Origin of the sequence: Bradyrhizobium paxllaeri (genome assembly GCF_001693515.2) — a bacterium.
Lineage (GTDB): Bacteria > Pseudomonadota > Alphaproteobacteria > Rhizobiales > Xanthobacteraceae > Bradyrhizobium > Bradyrhizobium paxllaeri.
In genome coordinates, this window is record NZ_CP042968.1 from 405,362 (window position 1) to 423,701 (window position 18,340).

An 18,340-nucleotide genomic window follows, 5' to 3' on the forward strand; every position below is an offset into this window, starting at 1 on the left:
GAGGGTTGCAGCGGCACGGGTTGAGGAGAGGAGAGCGGCTCGCTAGCATTGAGGCCCGCTTTCCTTCCGGATCCCCCTGTCATGAGCGCTCTGTTTACCCCGATCAAGCTGCGCGGCCTCAACCTTGCCAACCGCATCATGGTGGCGCCGATGTGCCAGTACTCGTCCGTCGATGGCGAGGCCAATGACTGGCACTTCACCCACATCAATTCGCTGGCGCTGTCGGGCGCCGCGATCTTCTGCATCGAGGCGACGGCGGTGGAGGCGTCTGGCCGCATCACGCCGGGCTGCCTCGGCCTCTACAACGACGCCACCGAAGCCGCGCTGAAGCCGATCCTCGCCTCGGTGCGGAAGCGCTCGAAGGCAGCGGTGATGATGCAGCTCGCCCATGCCGGCCGCAAGGCGTCGAGCCATACGCCGTGGGACGGCGGACAACTGATCCCCGTCAGCGAAGGCGGCTGGCGGGCGGAGGGGCCGTCGGCGATCCCGCACAAGCAGGGCGAGACGCCGCCGGTTGCGTTCGACGCCGCCGGCCTTGCCCGCGTGCGCGAGGCGTTCGTAGCGGCGACGAAGCGCGCCGAGCGGCTCGGCATCGACGCCATCGAGGTGCATTCGGCGCACGGCTATCTCTTGCACCAGTTCCTGTCGCCGATATCAAACCAGCGCACCGATCAATATGGCGGCTCGCTTGCGAACCGCATGCGCTTTCCGCTCGAAGTGTTCGACGCGGTGCGCGCGGCGTTTGCGCACGACAAGCCGGTCGGATTGCGCGTCTCCTGCACCGACTGGGTCGAGGGCGGCTGGGATCTGGCGCAGACCATCGAATTCGCGCATGAACTGAAGAAGCACGGCGTCGACTGGATCGACGCGTCCTCGGGCGGCGTGTCGCCGCTGCAGAAGATTCCGCTCGGCCCCGGCTATCAGGTGCCGTTCGCGCAGGCGATCCGCGAGGCGACGGGGCTCATCACCATCGCTGTCGGCCTGATCACGGAGCCGAAGCAGGCCGAGGAGATCGTGGCGAGCGGCAAGGCCGACATGGTCGCGCTCGCCCGCGCCATGCTCTACGATCCGCGCTGGGGCTGGCACGCGGCCGCCGAACTCGGTGGCGAGGTGTTCGCGCCGCCGCAATACTGGCGCTCGCAGCCCTCGACACAGAAGGCGCTGTTCGGCGCGACCACGTTCGGGACGAGGTAGCGCGTTGCTTTCTTTCCTTCTCCCCCTGTGGGAGAAGGTGGCGCGAAGCGCCGGATGAGGGGTTCTCTCCGCGGAGACAGACCCCTCATCCGTCTCGCTGCCGCTGCGCGTCAGCGAGCCACCTTCTCCCACAAGGGGAGAAGGGAAGGGAGCGCTCCGCTCTTTCCCCGTCCTTGCGAGCGCAGCGAAGCAATCCATTCTTTCTTTGTGCGGTGAGATGGATTGCTTCGCTTCGCTCGCAATGACGATCTCGAAACCTGACCTCTGCCCATCCGTTTCGTCATAACTCGGCCGCACGCCGGGCGTGCTATGCTCTCGCTTGCGCGCGACAGACGCGTTTTCAATAACAACATACAGCGAGGACGCCCTATGGAAATCGGATATTTCACGATGCCGTCCCATCCGCCGGAGTGCGGATTGAAAGAGGGTCACGACTGGGACCTGCAGACGCTGCGCTGGCTCGATGAACTCGGCTATCAGGAAGCCTGGATCGGCGAGCACCACACCGCGCCCTGGGAACCGCATCCCTCGCCCGATCTCGTCCTCGCGCAGGCGTTCTTGCAGACCAAGAATATCCGTCTCGGCCCCGGCGGCTTCCTGCTGCCCTATCACCACCCGGCGGAACTGGCGAACCGCGTCGCGATGCTCGATCACCTCTCCGGCGGACGTCTCAACTTCGGCGTCGCGGCCTCGGGCCTGCCGAGCGACTGGGCGATGTTCAATGTCGACGGCATGTCCGGCCAGAACCGCGACATGACGCGGGAGGCGCTGGAGATCATCCTCAAAATGTGGACCGAGGACGCGCCCTGGAACTACACCGGCAAGTTCTGGACCGTGAACAAGCCGGACACGATGTTCGACTTCCTCAAGCCCCACCTCAAGCCGCTGCAGGCGCCGCATCCGCCGATCGGCGTCGCGGGCCTTTCCAAGGGCTCGGACACGCTCAAGCTCGCGGGCGAGCGCGGCTACATTCCGATGAGCCTCAACCTCAATCCCGCTTACGTCGGCAGCCACTGGGAATCCGTCGAGGTCGGTGCTGCGAAAACCGGACGCAAGCCGAAGCGCAGCGACTGGCGGCTGGTGCGCGAGGTCTTCATCGCCGATACCGACGAGGAGGCGTGGCGGCTTTCGGTCGGCGACATGATGGGCCGGATGATGACCGAATATTTCCTGCCGTTGCTCGGCCATTTCGGCTTCAAGGACTATCTCAAGGCCACGCCCGATATCGCCGACAGCGACGTCACCGCCGAATATTGCGCGCGCAACAACTGGATCGTGGGCTCGCCTGCGACGGTCACCGAGAAGATCGAGAAAATCTATCACGAGGTCGGCGGCTTCGGCACGCTGCTGGTGTTCGGCTTCGACTACAAGCACAAGCCGGAAGCGTGGTACAATTCGCTGCGCCTGCTGCGGCACGAAGTGATGCCGCGGCTGAAGCATCTCGACGCTGGGCTGACAAAGGCGGCGTGACGGATCTTCCCTTCTTCCGCAAGGGGAGGAGGGCAACTGAGTTCGCCGCTCCTTCCACGTCATTGCGAGCGAAGCGAAGCAATCCATTCTTTCTTTATGCCGAGAGGTGGATTGCTTCGTCGCTAGCGCTCCTCGCAATGACGGTGGATGGAGCGTCGCCTCATTCCTCACTTCGTCTTTGCGGCATCCGCGGCGCGGACTTGCCAGAATTTCAACAAACGCCGCGCGTTCTCCACCGTCAGCCTGGCGTATTGCTCTCTCGCTTTCGCCAGTTCATGGCGGCCCATGCTGCCGGCGGCAAAGCGGCTGTCGAGGATGGCGGCCACCGTTTCCCAGTTTAATCCGGCGACGCGGCAGGGGATCAGCACGCCGTCGTCGCGCAGGCTCTGCATGACCGGGCGGATCACCTCGATGCTCGACGCCGACAGTTCGGCGAGTGCTGCGACGGTCTCGGCGTATTTGCGCTCCTTCGCGAACGCCAGCAGCGCCGGCTCGTTGAGCTTGCCGTGTTTGCTAAGTGCCGCGACGAAGCGGCGGGCGGCGGAAAAATCGCGGGTGCGCGACATTTCGCGGCTGGCGCCGACGGAGGCGGCCGCGATCGCGCTGCGGATTTCCTCGAACAGATGCGGCGGTGCGCGCGACAACAGCCGGGTGCGCACGGCCTCGGTCGCGCTCTGCAGCAATTGCCGGCGCTGCTCGACCGGCAGGTCGACGCGAATGCCGGTCTCGACCGCGAGATCCGGATCGCTTTCCGCCTGCTTCAGCACGATGGCATAGCCGGACGCTGACATCCGCGCGCCGGGATTGCTCACCAGCCGCCGGCTGACGGAGGGATAATGCCGCTTCAGCAGCGCGTCCGTGACGATCTCGGTCAGCCACCAGCGCCCGGAGATCGCGAGCAGATGCTGCTCGCTCTTGGTCTCGGCGAGTTCGATCAAATCCTCGGCGGAAAGCCGCGCCGATTCGGTCAGCACGGGACGCGCGATCGTGATCTCGTCATTATTCGCGAGCCTGCGGATCACCGCCTTCGGCGCCTGCTTGATGGAGGCGAGCTGCGTGCTCATTTCGGCGAGCGCAATGCGCGCGGAGACATCGGCCAGCGCGCGCAGCTCGATGGTGCGGATCAGCCGTTCCAGCACGTCGCCGAACAGCTCGATCTGTTCGCCGGAATAGCCGTCGGCGGACAGAAACAGGTCCGTGACCTGCCTCAGCGCGTCCAGATGTTTTTCCGCCGAACCGGCCTGGATGGCCGCCTCGACTTCGTCGGCGATCGATCGTGTCAGCATCGCTCGTCCTGAGCGTTTCAAGCCGGTTCTGGCCCCAGATGGGTGAGAATAGGGGGCAGTGTTGAACGATTCGTAAACCATTTGGGTCGTGCGGCGGCGGGAATGGGGCCGGAGGGTAGCGGAGGCGATGGGCCAATGGCCGAATAGTGCGGAGTTCCCCCTCTCCCGCTTGCGGGGGAGGGCCGGGGTGGGGGTCTCTCCGGATAACGCGCTCATCATTACGATCCCCATCAATCTCTGTGCAGATGTCGTTCCATTCGACGAGTCATTATGCGGAGGCACCCCCACCCCGACCCTCCCCCGCAAGCAGGAGAGGGGGAGGCGCACCGCCGCGTTCTCGCAGCGTGGTTCGCCCGAGTTTTTCCATTTCGTTCACCCCCCAAAATCGAGAGGGCGCTGGGAATGCCGGGTGACGGCTGCCACCCGCGGTCTCGTGTGCAATGTGTAGAGAGAAGCGCACACGAGCATACAGGTGAAGCCGGGGCACGCCGGCATTCCCTGCGCAGTGGTTTTACGGCTTATGCCGTGCTCTCCCTGGAGACGAATTCCTTTTGCCTCCATCGCCGGCGGATTGAAGGTTTTGAAAAGCCCGGTCGGGCTTTTGCAAATCCTCCGCCGGCTTAACGCCAGCCACGGGCGCCAGGACCACACGGTTTTGCCGTACGCGATTGCGCCGCTCGTCCTGCGCGGAATTGTTGCTCACGGCCAAAGGGCCGCCCTGCAATGCCTCGCGCGCGCGTGCGCTTTCACGTCCACCGCTCCCCGCACTCCACGTATCGTGACGACGCGTACGCCCCTCTTCGATGAGGCGGGATAGCGCGCAAAGGAGGGTGATTTGCGTTGAAAGGGAAGCGGAATATTTTTGCCGGGCGATCTGGACGGCGCAAATCACGTTGAATCGGCTGATGAAATTAGATTATTCGCGCAGCGGGTTTTTGCCTTCTCCCTGAGAAGGGAAGGGGGCACTCCGCTCTTTCCGCGTCATTGCGAGGAGCGAAGCGACGAAGCAATCCACACTTCCGCTTGCTGAGGCATGGATTGCTTCGCTTCGCTCGCAATGACGGCTGAGAGACAGTTTCGCTCGCTTTCTCCGTCATTGCGACGAGGCCGTAGGGTGGGCAAAGCGAAGCGTGCCCACCATTCGTGACGCGGGTGAGGATAGATGGTGGGCACGCTTCGCTTTGCCCACCCTACGAAACTAGCCTCACTCCGCTCCAACCTCCTCCGCGCTCGCATGCGCCGGCGGCACGGGCATCGGGAATTTCTCGTAACTCCGCGGCAAATTCACCGGGCGGTAGCTCGGCAGCGCGTCCATGCGCTGCAGCGCGGATTCGTGGATCACGGCGCCGTCGGGAATGAAGCGCGGCTCGCCATCGGGAATGTAATAGCCGAAATGCGCCCTTCGCGCCGGCCATTCCTTGTAGGTCGCGCGCTTCGGCAGATATTCGAGCAGCCACCACGCGCCCTTCAGCGAAATGTGCAGGTCGCCCCTGATATCGGGCACGACATAGGAGAACGGACTGCCCTTGCGCTGGACGCCCCAGGCGAGCTGGTTCACCGTGGCCTGGTTCACCGTGAGCCCGCATTTGGTTGCCTCGTCGATCATCCAGAGCAGCGGATATTTGGAAAGCCCGCTTTCCTTTTCCGGATAGCCGCCGCCGATATCGGCATGCACGCCGGCGAACCACACCTGCAGGATATCCTGCGGCTCGGCATGGGCGTCGTTGAAGCGGTTGTGCTTGTAGGTTTGCGGGGCGTCCCACTTTTTCAGGCGGAACATGCAGCGCCGCTCGTCGATCGAGATCGCCTGCCGGAACGTCTGCACGCTCGGGTTCACGATGGTGAACGCCAGCTCCTCCAGGCTCGGCCAATAGAAGCGGTCGGCCCGCGGCACGATCACGCTCGCCACCGTATCCCAGACGCCGACGAAGCGGATGGTGGGCCAGCGCGTCGAGGTGATGCGCGCGAATTGCGCGGCGTTGTCGAAGGCGTTCGGCGGCAGCGTGTCTTCCGCGGCGATCGCCTCGATGGCCGACGTGAACTGCGCCCGAAGCTTCGGCGCCACGTCGGAGGAGAACTGCTTGTAGGCGATCAGGCCGCTTCCTGCGAGATTGACCTGCTCCGGCGTGATCAGCCCGATTTTATGCACCAGCCCCGCCAGCACCCGCACGGTATAGGCGCCGCGGGAAAAGCCGAACAGGTAGATCTGGTCGCCGGCCTGATAATTGTGGACCAGGAAGGAATAGGCCGCGAGCACGTTGTCATCGAGCCCATAGCCGGTGGCGAGCCCCAGGATGGCGTTGAAATCCTGCTTCAGCTTGTGCCACGGGTCCGGGCGCTCCAGCGTGCCGACCCCCGGATCGTAAAACACCAGCTGCCGCGGCTCGGTCTTCTCCGTCTTGCGCAGGCAGCGATAGAGCTTGAGCACGTTGGAGATGTTCTCGGAAATCTCGTTGCCGGTGCCGTCGCAGCAGATGATGATGTTGCGCATGGTGTCTCCCCAATGCTACCTCAGCGAGTATAGGGGATTCTAGGAGAAATGGCCTATGCGCTCGACGATTACCAACAAATGCCTAGGGTTATCAGATCGGAACGATTCGGCGGGCACAGGACGGATATCCGCCAAAATGCAAAGAAACTAGCCTAAATCTCGAAATCACCGGGAGTTCGAGGTCGAGTTGGATAGGACGGAGCGCCCACCCGAAGAGCATGAAAAGAATAAGCAATTTTCTAGCGCGTCCTTTGTTGTCTGTAGCGGGCTTTGAATTGTATCCGGTTCAAGGTCATTCGGCCTATGCCGGAATCCCTCTTCGGCTTTGATCAAAGAGCCAAGACTTTACCCTTCCGATGAACTCCCAAACGTCGCCCTCAGTAGGCCGCACATACTGGGGCGCGGTAGGTTCCTCGCCCATCCGAGTGAAAATATCTATCAGCCACGGTGGTCCGTGACCCTTGGCCCCCAATTCCTTAAGCCATGATTCCAACTCGCCCCGAGGCACAACAAACAGTCCATATTCGGCCATTTGCCTAAAAAGACTTTCAGCGGCCTCGCGGGGGTCGCCGGCTAAAACAGCGATTCCTCCATCCCTTTTCATATTTAAGCTGGTTGCATCGATTGCTGTCTTAATCGCAGTTCGGAGAGCGGCAAACGATTGTCTCGAAGTCTGAGGAATATTTGCTCCATCCAATACGCCAGACCATTGCGCCCCGGTGTCCTTCAATACATCGACATCAACTATACCGGCAGCCGGAATGCCCAGCTTGCGAAGGGGGCGCATGATGGTCTGTAACGTGTGTTTGCCCTGCGAGTTCAAGAAAAGGCAATTTGGGACACCCCACTCTGGTCTAAAACGCAGCAGACGTTCGTTGATCTCCTGATAGAACGCGCGGTCAGCATCAGATTCCGTGACAATGACATGCTCATAGAAAAGACCATTCAAGACACCTGTTGACCGCAGCAGAGGGTTTCGCATTAGCTCCAAAATTTCTGCACTGGGTAAAACTCGAGCTGTGGGCACGCCAGCACGATAGGTGAGCCGCACTATGTTTATTGGCGCTCCCGATTGAATGCACCCCATGACAAACTGTGGACTGTGCGTAGACGCAAAGATGCGTTTATTTGAGTCCACGGCTGCGCGTGAGATTTCATAGCCGAGCTTCGTAGCAAGTGAAGGATGGAGAAAAGCTTCCGGCTCATCGATGAGCAGAACGCGCGGATCACCGGCGATCAATGCCATTACAATACCAATAAACGCCTTGACGCCGTCACTAGCGACGTCAATCGAAGTTGCTAACGAATGGAAAGCTACGCCTTCAGCGTGAATATTCCGCTCTTCTATGTCGTTCACAGGCGGCCGCGGCGATAGTCGGATGCGGAGCTGCCCGAGGTTCGTTGGATCAATTACAAAGTATGAGCCAAAGGCCTCGTGGACGATGCGGCGGACCTCTTTCCTCTTCACTTCGTCCTTAAATAACGATTGTAAGGCGTTCTGAGGTCGCGCTTGTAAATCGCCCGCGTTCTGTTGTCCGATGAGCCCCACTCGGCCCGGCCCATCGAGCTTTAGGATGAAGTGCCGGAGGAACCAAGCAGCGAAGATATTCGTACTAGAGGATGGGTTCTGAAGGGTTTGAAGCAGTTGATTGGTTTCAACATGCACCCGACCCCCTCGAACGCTTTCTAGAAAAATATGACCTGGGGTCAGTGTCTCGTTCTGATTTGGACTGACCGTGATGTCGGCTACGGCCATTTGAGCTTCGTCGGCTAGCAATGGTTGAAAGGTAAGCCTATCAAGTATCACGTCAGCCGTGCTCGCCAGTCCTTGAGTCGAGAAGCGCTCGATTTCCGTCAGAACCTTACTTTTTCCTGAGTTGTTTGGCCCGACGAAGAGCGTCACAGGAGCCACTGACGTTGCTAACGCAGGTACGCCGGGAGCGCTTCCAAACTTCAAAAGCATTTCGCTGATCATGTTTTACTTTCGGCCTAATGGAGACCCAAGTTGAGCAGACACTAAGCGCAATAAACCTAAGCGTGAACGATCCGCGCACAGCAAGTTCATTGTAAACGTAAGGATTTCGGCGTGGTCAGGTCAGCCTTCGAAACAAAGCGGTCGATCCGTCCAAACGCAACGACCCTCTTCGTTTAACTCGCCAATTCCCCCTCAGTTCGCCTTCGCGACCGGCGCGCGGAATTGTCATGATTAGATCGAACACCCGATGCTACACGCATCGGCTTACGTTCCCGCAGGCCCCTGATTGACATCCACCACGTGCCGGTCCTGCCCGACAGTAATCACAATCGTATAGCTCTTCTTCCCACCAGCCTGATCCGTCGGCGGCGCAAGATGCAACTGGCCGCCGTACCATTCACCGGGCATGAGCGTGTTGTCCTTGATGACCGTCTGCTCAAGCGTGGCCATGTTGCGCTGTCCCGTTTCGACGACAGCGGCGAACATGGCCTCGTTCTGAATGGCGGCGTTGTTCTGTGCGATTACGGCGGCTGTCGGGCTATAGAAGGTGCCTGTGCGACCGCTTGGTGTCGTGTAGGTCCCATGGCCGGCCTGCGAGGCGCTATAGGCGTTCGCAGCACCAGCAACGCCAGCAAGCACGGCGCGGGCTACCTGCCGGTTTTTCTCTTCCTGCTGCAGCATCTCGAAGGTGACGATCTGCATTCCAAAGTCGGAGCCGCCGACGTGCTGGACGGCTTCCACTTGGGCGACGCGGAATTCGGTGGGTTGTTTGCCGACGTTGTTGATGCCGACGACAAACACCGGCCGTCCGTTCGCCTGCAATTGGCGCGAGGCTGGTCGCACCAGCACCAGCGAGCTCTTCTGGCGTGAAACCAGCGCCGGTTGCCCGTCGCGCATCATCGCCTGTTGTTGTGGATTGGAAGCGCGAAACGCAATGGTTTCGCCGTTCGAAACACAGCCGCCCAACGCGGCGCAAAGCGCCACGATTCCCAGATTACGCATGACAAGACCCCCAGACCCGTCGTCATACAAGCGCAACCGGAAGGCGCAGACAAGGTCGAGTGCGCGAAACTTGTGGAGGATGTCTCGTCCGTGAAATTACGGTGATCGTGACGCGGTGAAGGGCCGCGGCGTGCTATATAGCCACGAGGGCGCGCCTTCGTGCGCGGCGCGGCAAGGGTGAGACAAAGCCGATATGTCGAAGCCGGTCATTTTTGCCATTTCCGCGACGTGGGACGATGACGCTTCGGTCTGGAGCGGGCATTGCGACGACATTCCGGCCGCGGCCGACGCAGCCACGCTCGACGAGTTGCTGGCGAAGATATCGGCGATGGCGTTCGACCTGCTGCCCGACAATCATCCGGACGTTGATCCTGCGTCGATGTCATTCCAGATCACCGCGCTGCGTCAGGCAGGACTGCCGAAGGCGTTTTGAGCCGGCACGGCAAGTAAGACGTGGATGGCCGGGACAAGCCCGGCCATGACGGAAAGAGCGGAGCCCGCGTCCCCAAAAACAAAAACGGCCGGGTCTTCCGACCCGGCCGCTCCGAACTCCGATCCGCCGATTTCGCTTGGCTCAGCTCGCCTTCTTCACGAACGCGGGCTTGCCGATCTTCTTCTCGATGGCGCGCTTCAGGTCGAGCGCGCGGGGGGAGAGGACGTCGACCTTGGCCTTGAGGAGGTAGGCGTCGAGGCCGCCATTGTGGTCGACGCTCTTGAGCGCGTTTGTCGAGACGCGCAGGCGCACGTTGCGGCCGAGCGCGTCCGAGATGAAGGTGACGTTGGTCAGGTTCGGCAGGAAGCGCCGCTTGGTCTTGATGTTCGAGTGGCTCACCTTGTGGCCCACCTGGGGGCCCTTGGCCGTCAGTTCGCAGCGCCGGGACATCTTGCAAATCCTCTTCCATCCCCGCCTAAAGCCAAGCCGCATCTCGCGGGCGCCGCGGGGGTCCAAAATCGCGTCCATTTCCAGGAACCGCGGACGTATAGGGGGAGACGGCTGCGGGGTCAAGGTTCTTTGGCCCGCCGGGCGGCGCGGAATGGGGCCGAAATAATAGGGAGTTCCAGCGGCTTAAGCCTTCCTTATAAAGGGCGCAATCCGCGCCGACATCATGGGTTTCGCGATTAAGACCCCTCGGCCGCAGGATGTGGCGCCAATACCGGGTCAAGTGAAGCGTGTTTTCGCGTCAACACGCGTTGTTTGCGGGATATTTCTGCCTAAATGAACAATAGCTCGCGCCGATCCCGGGACCTGCAGGAATTGACCAGCCGCAAAACCCCTCCACCCCTCGCCAGGCTCGCGCTCGGCCTCGGCGCCGCCGCGTGCCTCTGGCTGGCGCCGCAAGGCGCTTCGGCGCAGGGCCGGCTGGATGCGCAATATGAGGCGACGCTGGCGGGGATTCCCGTCGGCAAGGGCACCTGGACCATCGAAGTCGGCGACGACATGTTTGCCGCCACCGCCAAGGGCGGCACCGCCGGGCTTTTGAAGGCGTTTTCCGGCGGCAGCGGCTCCGGCGCCAGCGTCGGCCGGATCGTCAATGGCGCAATGGTCCCCAGCTCCTATACCGCGACCACCACCACGCAGAAGAAATCCGAAACCATCCGCCTGTCGCTGGTGGGCGGCGGTGTGAAGGAATTTTCGATCGACCCGGCGCCGCCGGTCGATCCGGACCGCGTTGTCGTCACCGAGGCACACCGCAAGGGCGTGCTCGATCCCATGACCGGCTCGATGGTGCGGGTGCCAGGGAATGGCGAGGTGATGACGCCGGATGCCTGCCGCACCGGCACCGGCATTTTCGACGGGCGCATGCGCTACGACCTCAAGCTCGATTACAAGCGGATGGAAACGGTCAAGGCGGAGCGCGGCTATCACGGGCCGGCGATCGTCTGCGCGATCTATTTTACGCCGGTTGCGGGCTACATCCCCGATCGGCCCGTGATCAAATACCTCGCCACCGAGCGGAAGATGGAAGTCACGCTGGTGCCGATCACGGGAACCCGGGTCCTGGTTCCCTTCCGCATGACCATCCCGACGCCGTTTGGCCTGGCGATGCTGGAAGCGACGTCGTTTGTCACGACGGCGACGCCGCCGAGGGTAGCGAAGACGAATTGAGGGTTCGGTCGGCGCTCGCAATCCACGCTCCGCCGTCGTCCCTGCGAAAGCAGGGACCCATACGCCGCGGCCGTGCGGATTGAGGGACTCGGAGTTACTGCCGGCGCCAACCAATGAGCGCCTGTGGTTATGGGTCCCTGCGTTCGCAGGGACGACGGCGCGGCGGGAGTTTGCTGAATCCGCCTTGACTCTTACCCACTTCTGATTCGACTCCACTCTTTAAGAATTTGGTCCCGAAACCGTCGCTTGTGGAGCCCGCGTAAACTTGATCTAGTGCCGCCCCTGGCGTGTCAGCGCGAGATGTTGCGGTGAACGTATCGGGTCTCGGGAGGAGTCAGCGATTCGGACTGGATTCGTTCCAGACTCGTTCCAGAGCTTAAGCCGCGACCGCATCGCCGTCGCAAAGTGAAACAGAATCGGCCGAATTGACGCCGAGCGACCAGAAAGGCTTCCGTCATTGCGAGCGTAGCGAAGCAATCCATGGCGCGGCAAAGGAACAATGGATTGCTTCGTCGCTTCGCTCCTCGCAATGACGGCTTGAACGCCAGCGCTTAATAGAAACACCTGCATCGATGGCTTTCTCTCCTTCCACGTTCGCAACCGAACGCGCGCCCGGCGCGGGCGTTACTGCCGTGCTCGGGCCGACCAATACCGGCAAGACCCATCTCGCCATCGAGCGCATGCTGGCGCATTCGTCCGGCGTGATCGGCCTGCCGCTGCGCCTGCTCGCGCGCGAGGTCTACAACAAGATCGCCGATCGCGCGGGCGTTGAGAGCGTCGCGCTCGTCACCGGCGAGGAGAAGATCAAGCCGAAGAATCCACGCTACTGGGTCTCGACGGTCGAAGCGATGCCGAGGGATCTCGACGTGTCGTTTCTCGCCGTCGACGAAATCCAGATCGCCGCCGATCTCGAGCGCGGGCATGTCTTCACCGACCGCATCCTGCATCGCCGCGGCCGCGATGAGACGCTGCTGCTGGGCGCTGCGACGATGCGCCCGATCATCGAGCGGCTGCTGCCCGGCGCGTCGATCATCACGCGTCCGCGGCTGTCGCAGCTCGAATTCGCCGGCGATCGCAAGATCACGCGGCAGCCGCGCAGAACGGCCATCGTCGCGTTCTCGGCCGATGAAGTTTACGCGATCGCGGAGTTGATCCGGCGCCAGCATGGCGGCGCTGCTGTTGTGCTCGGCTCGCTCTCGCCCCGCACGCGCAATGCGCAGGTCGCGATGTTCCAGAACGGCGACGTCGATTACCTCGTCGCCACCGACGCGGTCGGCATGGGGCTGAACCTCGACGTCGATCACGTCGCCTTCGCCTCGGATCGCAAGTATGACGGCTATCAGTTCCGACGCCTCACGCCCGCCGAGTTCGCGCAGATCGCGGGCCGCGCCGGGCGCGCCACCCGCAACGGCACATTTGGTACGACGGGACGCTGCGCGCCGTTCGAGCCGGAGCTCGTAAACGCGCTGCAGAACCACACGTTCGACAGCGTCAAAATGCTGCAGTGGCGCAATTCGAAACTGGATTTCTCCTCGCTCGGGAGCTTGCAGGTCTCGCTGGCGCTGCCGCCGGGGCACGAGGTTCTGACCCGCGCGCCGATCGCCGAGGACCAGCGCGTGCTCGATCACGCCGCCCGCGACGGCGAGGTGAGGGACATGGCCCACGGCGCAGGCGCCGTGGAACGGCTGTGGGACGCCTGCGCGATCCCGGATTACCGCAAGATCGCGCCGGCTGCCCACGCCGAGCTCGTGACTACGCTTTATGCATTCCTGATGAAAAAGGGCCGGATCCCTGACGCATGGTTCGCCGCCCAGGTCGACCAGGCCGACCGCGTCACCGGCGATATCGACACGCTGTCGGGCCGGATCGCGCAAATCCGCACCTGGACCTTCGTCGCCAACCGCCCGGACTGGCTGTCCGACCCCGACCACTGGCAGGGGATCACCCGGGAGGTGGAAAATAAATTATCCGATGCGCTGCATGAACGTCTAACGGAGCGTTTCGTTGACCGGCGGACCAGTGTATTGATGCGCCGCCTGCGGGAGAACAGTGTTTTGAATACGGAAATTGGCAAGACCGGCGAAGTTATTGTGGAAGGCCATGCGATCGGCCGGCTCGATGGATTTACCTTTGCACCCGATGCGGCGGAAGCCGGCTCGGACGCCAAGGCGTTGCAGGCCGCAGCGCAACAGGTGCTGGCCAGCGAGATCGACGCGCGCGCCACGAAGCTTAGCGCCGCGCCCGACGATCAGTTCGTGCTGACCTCGGACGGTACCATCCGCTGGACCGGCGACGCGGTCGCAAAGCTCGTCGCGGCCGACGATGCGCTGCATCCGCGCATCCGCATCATTTCCGACGAGCGCCTCTCAGGCGCGCCGCGCGAGGCCGTGCAGACGCGGCTCGATCTGTGGCTGAAGACGCATATCGAAAAGCTGCTGGGTCCGCTGTTCGGCCTGTCGAAGGCCGAGGATATCACCGGCATCGGTCGCGGCATCGCGTTCCAGCTCGTCGAGGCGCTCGGCGTATTGGAGCGATCGAAGATCTCTTCCGAGATGAAGGATCTCGACCAGGCTTCGCGCGCGACGCTGCGCAAATACGGGGTGCGCTTCGGCGCTTACCACATCTATTTCCCGGCGCTGCTCAAGCCCGCGGCGCGCGCGCTGGCGTCGCTGCTGTGGGCCGAGAAGCAGGACAATGTCGACATGTCCGCGCTCTCGGGCGCGCAGCATCTGGCGAGCTCGGGCCGCACCTCGTTCCCGGTCGACAAGGCGCTGCCGCGCGATGCCTACCGCGTGCTCGGCTATCGCCAGTGCGGCGAGCGCGCGGTGCGCGTCGACATTTTGGAACGTCTCGCCGATATCATTCGTCCCGCGCTGGCGTGGCGCGAGACGTCACCCGGTGAAAAACCCGCCGGCGCGTTCGACGGCCGTGGCTTTGTGGTGACGCAGGCGATGACCTCGCTCACGGGATCGGCGGGCGAAGATTTCGCCTCGATCCTGCGCGCGCTCGGCTATCGCATGGATAAGCGTCCGCCGCTGCCGCCGAAGCCGGCGCCCGAGGTCGTCGTCGAGACGGTCGCCGCCGAGACGCCGCCCGTTGAGGCGAGCGCCGAAGTGACGGCAGAGACGCCGGCAGAAGAAGTCGCGGCGGAAGTGCCTGTGATGAGCGAGCCGGTGTCGTCGGCTTCGCTGCTGCCGGATGTGACGCCGTTCGCGGCGCAAGAGCCTGCGTCCGCCGAGGTAACGCCGGCGGAAGCCGCGATCCTCGATGCGCCGCCGGAACAGGAGACCGCGGAAGTCGTCAGCGCGGCGGAAGCAGCCGCGGAGCCCGCTACCGCGAGCGAAGCGCCCGCAGAAGCCGAAGCGCCGGCTGAATCCGCTGAGGCCAAGCCTGAAGCGCAAATCAAGCCTGAAACGGAAACCACGGCGGAGGCGAAATCCGAGGCGCCGGCCGAGCCGCAGCTCGTCGAAGTCTGGCGGCCGGGCGGACGTTCCGACGAGCGCCGTCCGCATCACGACCGCAACCGCCAGCGCCATCATCGCGCGGGCGAAAGCGCGCAGGCGGCTGGTGGCGAAGGTGGAGAGGGCGCCCAGCGCGAGCAGCGCCACCGCCGCGGCCGTCGTCACAACGAATTCAGAAAGCCGCGCGAGGGCGCGCCGGCCGATGCTGCAGCGGCGCCGAGCGCAGAGGGCGCGCCGGCGACAGAGGCGCGTCAGGACCGCCCGCCGCGCGAGCGTTTCGAAGGCAAGGGCCGCGATCGCGAGGACCGCCGCGACAAATTCGATCGCAACAAGGGCGAGCGCAAGGGCGGCCGCGACAAGGACCGCGAACGTGGCGGCCGTGATTTCGGCGGCCGCGACAAGGGCGGTCGCGACAAGCGCGACTCCGGCCCCTCGCACCGTCAATGGGCGACCAGCGCGAACCCGCGCGAGCGCGACCGCGCGGCCGATCCGAATTCACCGTTCGCCAAACTGGCGGCGCTGAAGGAACAACTCGCGGGTAACCGGAAAGATTAGGCATAGCGTTTTCAAGCGAAGTGGGTACCGGTTCGCGTCAAGAAAACGCGTCAGAAAAATAGACTACGGGCAGGTCGTTGGAGCGGCAGCGTCTCGACAAATGGCTGTGGCACGCGCGGGTGGTGAAGGCCCGCACCTCCGCTGCCGCCCTCGTCGAGGCCGGTCACGTCCGCATCAACGGCGTGCGCGAAAAGTCGCCGGGCCATTCGGTGAAGATCGGCGACGTGGTCACGATCGCGCTCGATCACGGCGTGCGCGTCCTGAAAGTGGTGGGATTTTCCGAGCGGCGCGGCGACGCCACGGCCGCGCGGGTGCTCTATGATGAATTGCACAGTGGCAAGCAGTAACTATCTGCAAGAGGCTTGCAGGGATGCCTGAAATTGGGCCGCCAGAGGCTCGCTGCTTCCCTTGCGGCAGCGCACCGCATGCGCTACGCAAACCCCGGAAAACTGATCCGTTTCGGAGCGTTGGATGACTTACGTCGTCACAGAAGCCTGCATCAAGTGCAAATATACCGACTGCGTTGAGGTCTGCCCCGTCGACTGCTTCTACGAGGGCGAGAACATGCTGGTCATCCATCCCGACGAATGCATCGACTGTGGCGTCTGCGAACCCGAGTGCCCCGCCGACGCCATCAAGCCGGACACCGAGCCGGGCCTGGAGAAGTGGCTCGAGGTCAATACCGAGTACGCCAAGACCTGGCCCAACATCACGCAGAAGAAAGAAGCTCCGCCCGACGCGAAAGAAATGGAGGGTGTGGAGGGCAAGTTCGAGAAATATTTTTCCAAGGAGCCGGGCTCCGGCGATTAAAGCCTGTGGATAAGTTAAGGGCTCATTGGGCCTGATTCGGATCCCAATCTGTACCGGACGCGCTTGTTTGATTTAACCCTGTTCGCGGACTTATGGCGGGAACGGGCCCATAAAGCCCCGGAACCCGGCGTAAATCATTGATTTTTGCGGAAAATGTGCTATATTGGGCACATTATAAGCCGATCCTGGCCATGCGTATCCTGTGGCCCCGGTGGGTTCCGTAAAAACATCGAACAGGGGCGTGGCAGTTCCGCGCGCAGGCTGTGTCACAGAAAACGCGTAAAAAGAGTGCTTCCAAGAACGTTAAAAAAGCCGCTCCGGCCAGCCGCAGCGCAACCAAGGGCCGTGCCAAGGCGTCCGTGAAGGATGCCAGGAAGGTTGCGGCCACAAAGTCCTCAAAGAAAAGAAGCGCGATGCCAGAAAAGACTGCCAAGACCGCCGCGAAAGCGACGTCGAAGACCAATGCCCCGAAAGTTGCTGCCAAGGCTCCCGCAAAGACCCCTGTGAAGGCCGCGCCTCCGAAGGCTGCCGTTGCGCCGAAGGCTGCCGCCCACAAGCCGGCCGCTGCGGCCGCGCCGCGCGTCGAGGAACCGAAGAAGGTCGTGACCCAGCGTCAGGGCTTCAAGGCCAATGAATTCGTGGTCTATCCGGCTCACGGCGTCGGCCAGATCCTGGCCATCGAGGAGCAGGAGATCGCGGGCGCCAAGCTCGAGCTGTTCGTGATCAATTTCATGAAGGACAAGATGACGCTCCGCGTGCCGACCGCCAAGGTCGCCAATGTCGGCATGCGCAAGCTGTCCGAGCCGGCGCTGGTCAAGAAGGCGCTGGAGACGCTGAAGGGCCGCGCGCGCGTCAAGCGCACCATGTGGTCGCGCCGGGCGCAGGAATACGAAGCGAAGATCAATTCGGGCGACATCGTCGCGATCGCCGAAGTGGTCCGCGACCTCTACCGTTCGGAATCGCAGCCCGAGCAGTCCTACTCCGAACGCCAGCTCTATGAAGCGGCGCTCGACCGCCTGTCGCGCGAAATCGCGGTCGTCCAGCATTCGACCGAGACCGAAGCGGTCAAGGAAATCGAAAGCCAGCTCGCCAAGAGCCCGCGCCGCGGCGCCAAGGCCGAGGCGACCGAGGCTGACGGCGAAGCCGACGAGGCGGATGTCGACGCCGATGGCGACGATGCTGCGGTGGCGGACGAAGCCGCCTGAAAGAATCGCGAGGACTGAAACGAAAAGCCCGGTCGCAAGACCGGGCTTTTTGTTGTGCGCCGAGCATGATCGGCAGCTTGGAGGTGAAAGTCCTCTATCCAGCCTGATGACGGCGAAGGATTAGCGAAGCGCAAGGGCGTCATCGTGAGGTGGGGTCTGAAGGAAGCGTGGAGCAAATCTGCGGCCGGATGGACAAAAACCGGATAACGAGGCCTACCCAGCCGGACGAGCGGGCAACTGATCGCGAAGTCCATAGTCATCAAGGGCTGGGGTGGTAAATCCGGCGGACGTGCAGGGAAGGCGGTCGATCTTACCTCGGGAGATCTCCGTCGTGTCCGGGACACCGGACTGAGCGGGTCGCAAGGCTCGTGATCGCGGCGGAGAAGTCAGCAGACGGCGTAGTAGGTGGAACGAGTTTCGCTGAAGGCCTGAACGCTGGAAAGACGCTTGGATGTGGAAATCTCGGGCTTGCCATGCGGCAGAAAATCCAGGTCACTGGCCTTCGGAGCAGCGGGAAAGGGTGAAGCCCGGACGGCGCCGTTCAAAGGGACCGAAGCCAGCACGTAGAAGTCCACTACCAGAGCCTCTGGCACGGACGCAAAACAAACCGTCTGTGCTTAATCCGGCGAACCGCCGTATACGAACCCGTATGTACGGTGGTGTGGGAGGGGAGGAGTCGCGAGACTCCCCCCTATCCCGATTGGCGCTTGCTGTTTGGTGCTTGCGCGAACGGAAGATCTCGAGCGCGCTGCAGGCGCAGCAAGGACGCGACGGTTCCGGTTCC

At 62.6% G+C, this 18,340-nt stretch carries 14 protein-coding genes; 8 read left to right on the forward strand and 6 right to left on the reverse strand.

Annotation, left to right across the window (positions count from 1 at the left end; translation table 11 throughout):
• Positions 1-81 precede the first annotated feature (81 nt).
• Entirely contained in the window at positions 82-1,194 is a 1,113-nt protein-coding gene (locus tag LMTR21_RS01900) for an NADH:flavin oxidoreductase/NADH oxidase (protein ID WP_065750541.1), read from the forward strand.
• 369 nt (positions 1,195-1,563) lie between these two features.
• Positions 1,564-2,664 carry an LLM class flavin-dependent oxidoreductase gene (locus tag LMTR21_RS01905; protein WP_065750542.1) on the forward strand — a complete coding sequence of 367 codons (1,101 nt, stop codon included), beginning with the start codon at positions 1,564-1,566 and terminating at the stop codon, positions 2,662-2,664.
• 167 nt (positions 2,665-2,831) lie between these two features.
• Here LMTR21_RS01905 and LMTR21_RS01910 read toward each other — a convergent pair whose 3' ends face one another.
• From LMTR21_RS01910 to LMTR21_RS01925, 4 genes are all read right to left on the reverse strand, one after another.
• Positions 2,832-3,950 carry a DUF2336 domain-containing protein gene (locus tag LMTR21_RS01910; protein WP_065750543.1) on the reverse strand — a complete coding sequence of 373 codons (1,119 nt, stop codon included), beginning with the start codon at positions 3,948-3,950 and terminating at the stop codon, positions 2,832-2,834.
• A 1,204-nt stretch (positions 3,951-5,154) separates the two neighbouring features.
• A complete protein-coding gene (locus tag LMTR21_RS01915) occupies positions 5,155-6,441 on the reverse strand; it encodes a T6SS phospholipase effector Tle1-like catalytic domain-containing protein (RefSeq protein WP_065750545.1) in 1,287 nt (428 codons plus the stop codon).
• 301 nt (positions 6,442-6,742) lie between these two features.
• Complete coding sequence (locus LMTR21_RS01920; RefSeq protein WP_065750546.1) at positions 6,743-8,416, reverse strand: ATP-dependent nuclease; 1,674 nt, start codon at positions 8,414-8,416, stop codon at positions 6,743-6,745.
• A 264-nt stretch (positions 8,417-8,680) separates the two neighbouring features.
• On the reverse strand, positions 8,681-9,418 hold the full coding sequence (locus LMTR21_RS01925; RefSeq protein ID WP_148635924.1) for a hypothetical protein: 738 nt from the start codon (positions 9,416-9,418) through the stop codon (positions 8,681-8,683).
• Between the two features lie 193 nt (positions 9,419-9,611).
• Between LMTR21_RS01925 and LMTR21_RS01930 the strand changes: the two genes are divergently transcribed.
• A complete protein-coding gene (locus tag LMTR21_RS01930; RefSeq protein ID WP_065750548.1) occupies positions 9,612-9,851 on the forward strand; it encodes a DUF1902 domain-containing protein in 240 nt (79 codons plus the stop codon).
• A gap of 141 nt (positions 9,852-9,992) precedes the next feature.
• On the opposite strand, the gene rpmB is transcribed toward LMTR21_RS01930, so the two are convergent.
• Positions 9,993-10,301: a 50S ribosomal protein L28 gene (rpmB, locus tag LMTR21_RS01935; RefSeq protein WP_065750549.1), complete on the reverse strand. Its 309-nt coding sequence runs from the start codon at positions 10,299-10,301 to the stop codon at positions 9,993-9,995.
• 333 nt (positions 10,302-10,634) lie between these two features.
• Here rpmB and LMTR21_RS01940 point away from each other — a divergent pair, with 333 nt between their 5' ends.
• The 5 genes from LMTR21_RS01940 to LMTR21_RS01960 all read left to right on the forward strand — a co-directional run bounded on the left by LMTR21_RS01940 (position 10,635) and on the right by LMTR21_RS01960 (position 17,556).
• Positions 10,635-11,525 (forward strand): DUF3108 domain-containing protein, encoded by an 891-nt coding sequence (locus tag LMTR21_RS01940; protein ID WP_065750550.1) that lies wholly within the window; start codon positions 10,635-10,637, stop codon positions 11,523-11,525.
• Between the two features lie 572 nt (positions 11,526-12,097).
• Positions 12,098-15,541 carry a helicase-related protein gene (locus LMTR21_RS01945; protein WP_148635925.1) on the forward strand — a complete coding sequence of 1,148 codons (3,444 nt, stop codon included), beginning with the start codon at positions 12,098-12,100 and terminating at the stop codon, positions 15,539-15,541.
• 77 nt (positions 15,542-15,618) lie between these two features.
• On the forward strand, positions 15,619-15,888 hold the full coding sequence (locus LMTR21_RS01950; RefSeq protein ID WP_065750552.1) for an RNA-binding S4 domain-containing protein: 270 nt from the start codon (positions 15,619-15,621) through the stop codon (positions 15,886-15,888).
• Positions 15,889-16,012: 124 nt separating this feature from the next.
• Positions 16,013-16,351, forward strand: a complete 339-nt coding sequence (gene fdxA, locus LMTR21_RS01955; protein WP_065750553.1) for a ferredoxin FdxA — start codon at positions 16,013-16,015, stop codon at positions 16,349-16,351.
• A 413-nt stretch (positions 16,352-16,764) separates the two neighbouring features.
• Entirely contained in the window at positions 16,765-17,556 is a 792-nt protein-coding gene (locus LMTR21_RS01960) for a CarD family transcriptional regulator (protein ID WP_084030382.1), read from the forward strand.
• A gap of 386 nt (positions 17,557-17,942) precedes the next feature.
• On the opposite strand, the gene LMTR21_RS01965 is transcribed toward LMTR21_RS01960, so the two are convergent.
• On the reverse strand, positions 17,943-18,131 hold the full coding sequence (locus LMTR21_RS01965) for a hypothetical protein (RefSeq protein WP_141688066.1): 189 nt from the start codon (positions 18,129-18,131) through the stop codon (positions 17,943-17,945).
• Positions 18,132-18,340 lie beyond the last annotated feature (209 nt).

Coding starts and splice junctions, on each gene's coding strand:
- fdxA (WP_065750553.1), top strand. CDS start 16,013: ATGACTTACGTCGTCACAGAAGCCTGCATCAAGTGCAAATATACCGAC.
- LMTR21_RS01915 (WP_065750545.1), bottom strand. CDS start 6,441: ATGCGCAACATCATCATCTGCTGCGACGGCACCGGCAACGAGATTTCC.
- rpmB (WP_065750549.1), bottom strand. CDS start 10,301: ATGTCCCGGCGCTGCGAACTGACGGCCAAGGGCCCCCAGGTGGGCCAC.
- LMTR21_RS01910 (WP_065750543.1), bottom strand. CDS start 3,950: ATGCTGACACGATCGATCGCCGACGAAGTCGAGGCGGCCATCCAGGCC.
- LMTR21_RS01905 (WP_065750542.1), top strand. CDS start 1,564: ATGGAAATCGGATATTTCACGATGCCGTCCCATCCGCCGGAGTGCGGA.
- LMTR21_RS01920 (WP_065750546.1), bottom strand. CDS start 8,416: ATGATCAGCGAAATGCTTTTGAAGTTTGGAAGCGCTCCCGGCGTACCT.
- LMTR21_RS01960 (WP_084030382.1), top strand. CDS start 16,765: ATGCCAGAAAAGACTGCCAAGACCGCCGCGAAAGCGACGTCGAAGACC.
- LMTR21_RS01940 (WP_065750550.1), top strand. CDS start 10,635: ATGAACAATAGCTCGCGCCGATCCCGGGACCTGCAGGAATTGACCAGC.
- LMTR21_RS01925 (WP_148635924.1), bottom strand. CDS start 9,418: ATGCGTAATCTGGGAATCGTGGCGCTTTGCGCCGCGTTGGGCGGCTGT.
- LMTR21_RS01930 (WP_065750548.1), top strand. CDS start 9,612: ATGTCGAAGCCGGTCATTTTTGCCATTTCCGCGACGTGGGACGATGAC.
- LMTR21_RS01945 (WP_148635925.1), top strand. CDS start 12,098: ATGGCTTTCTCTCCTTCCACGTTCGCAACCGAACGCGCGCCCGGCGCG.
- LMTR21_RS01900 (WP_065750541.1), top strand. CDS start 82: ATGAGCGCTCTGTTTACCCCGATCAAGCTGCGCGGCCTCAACCTTGCC.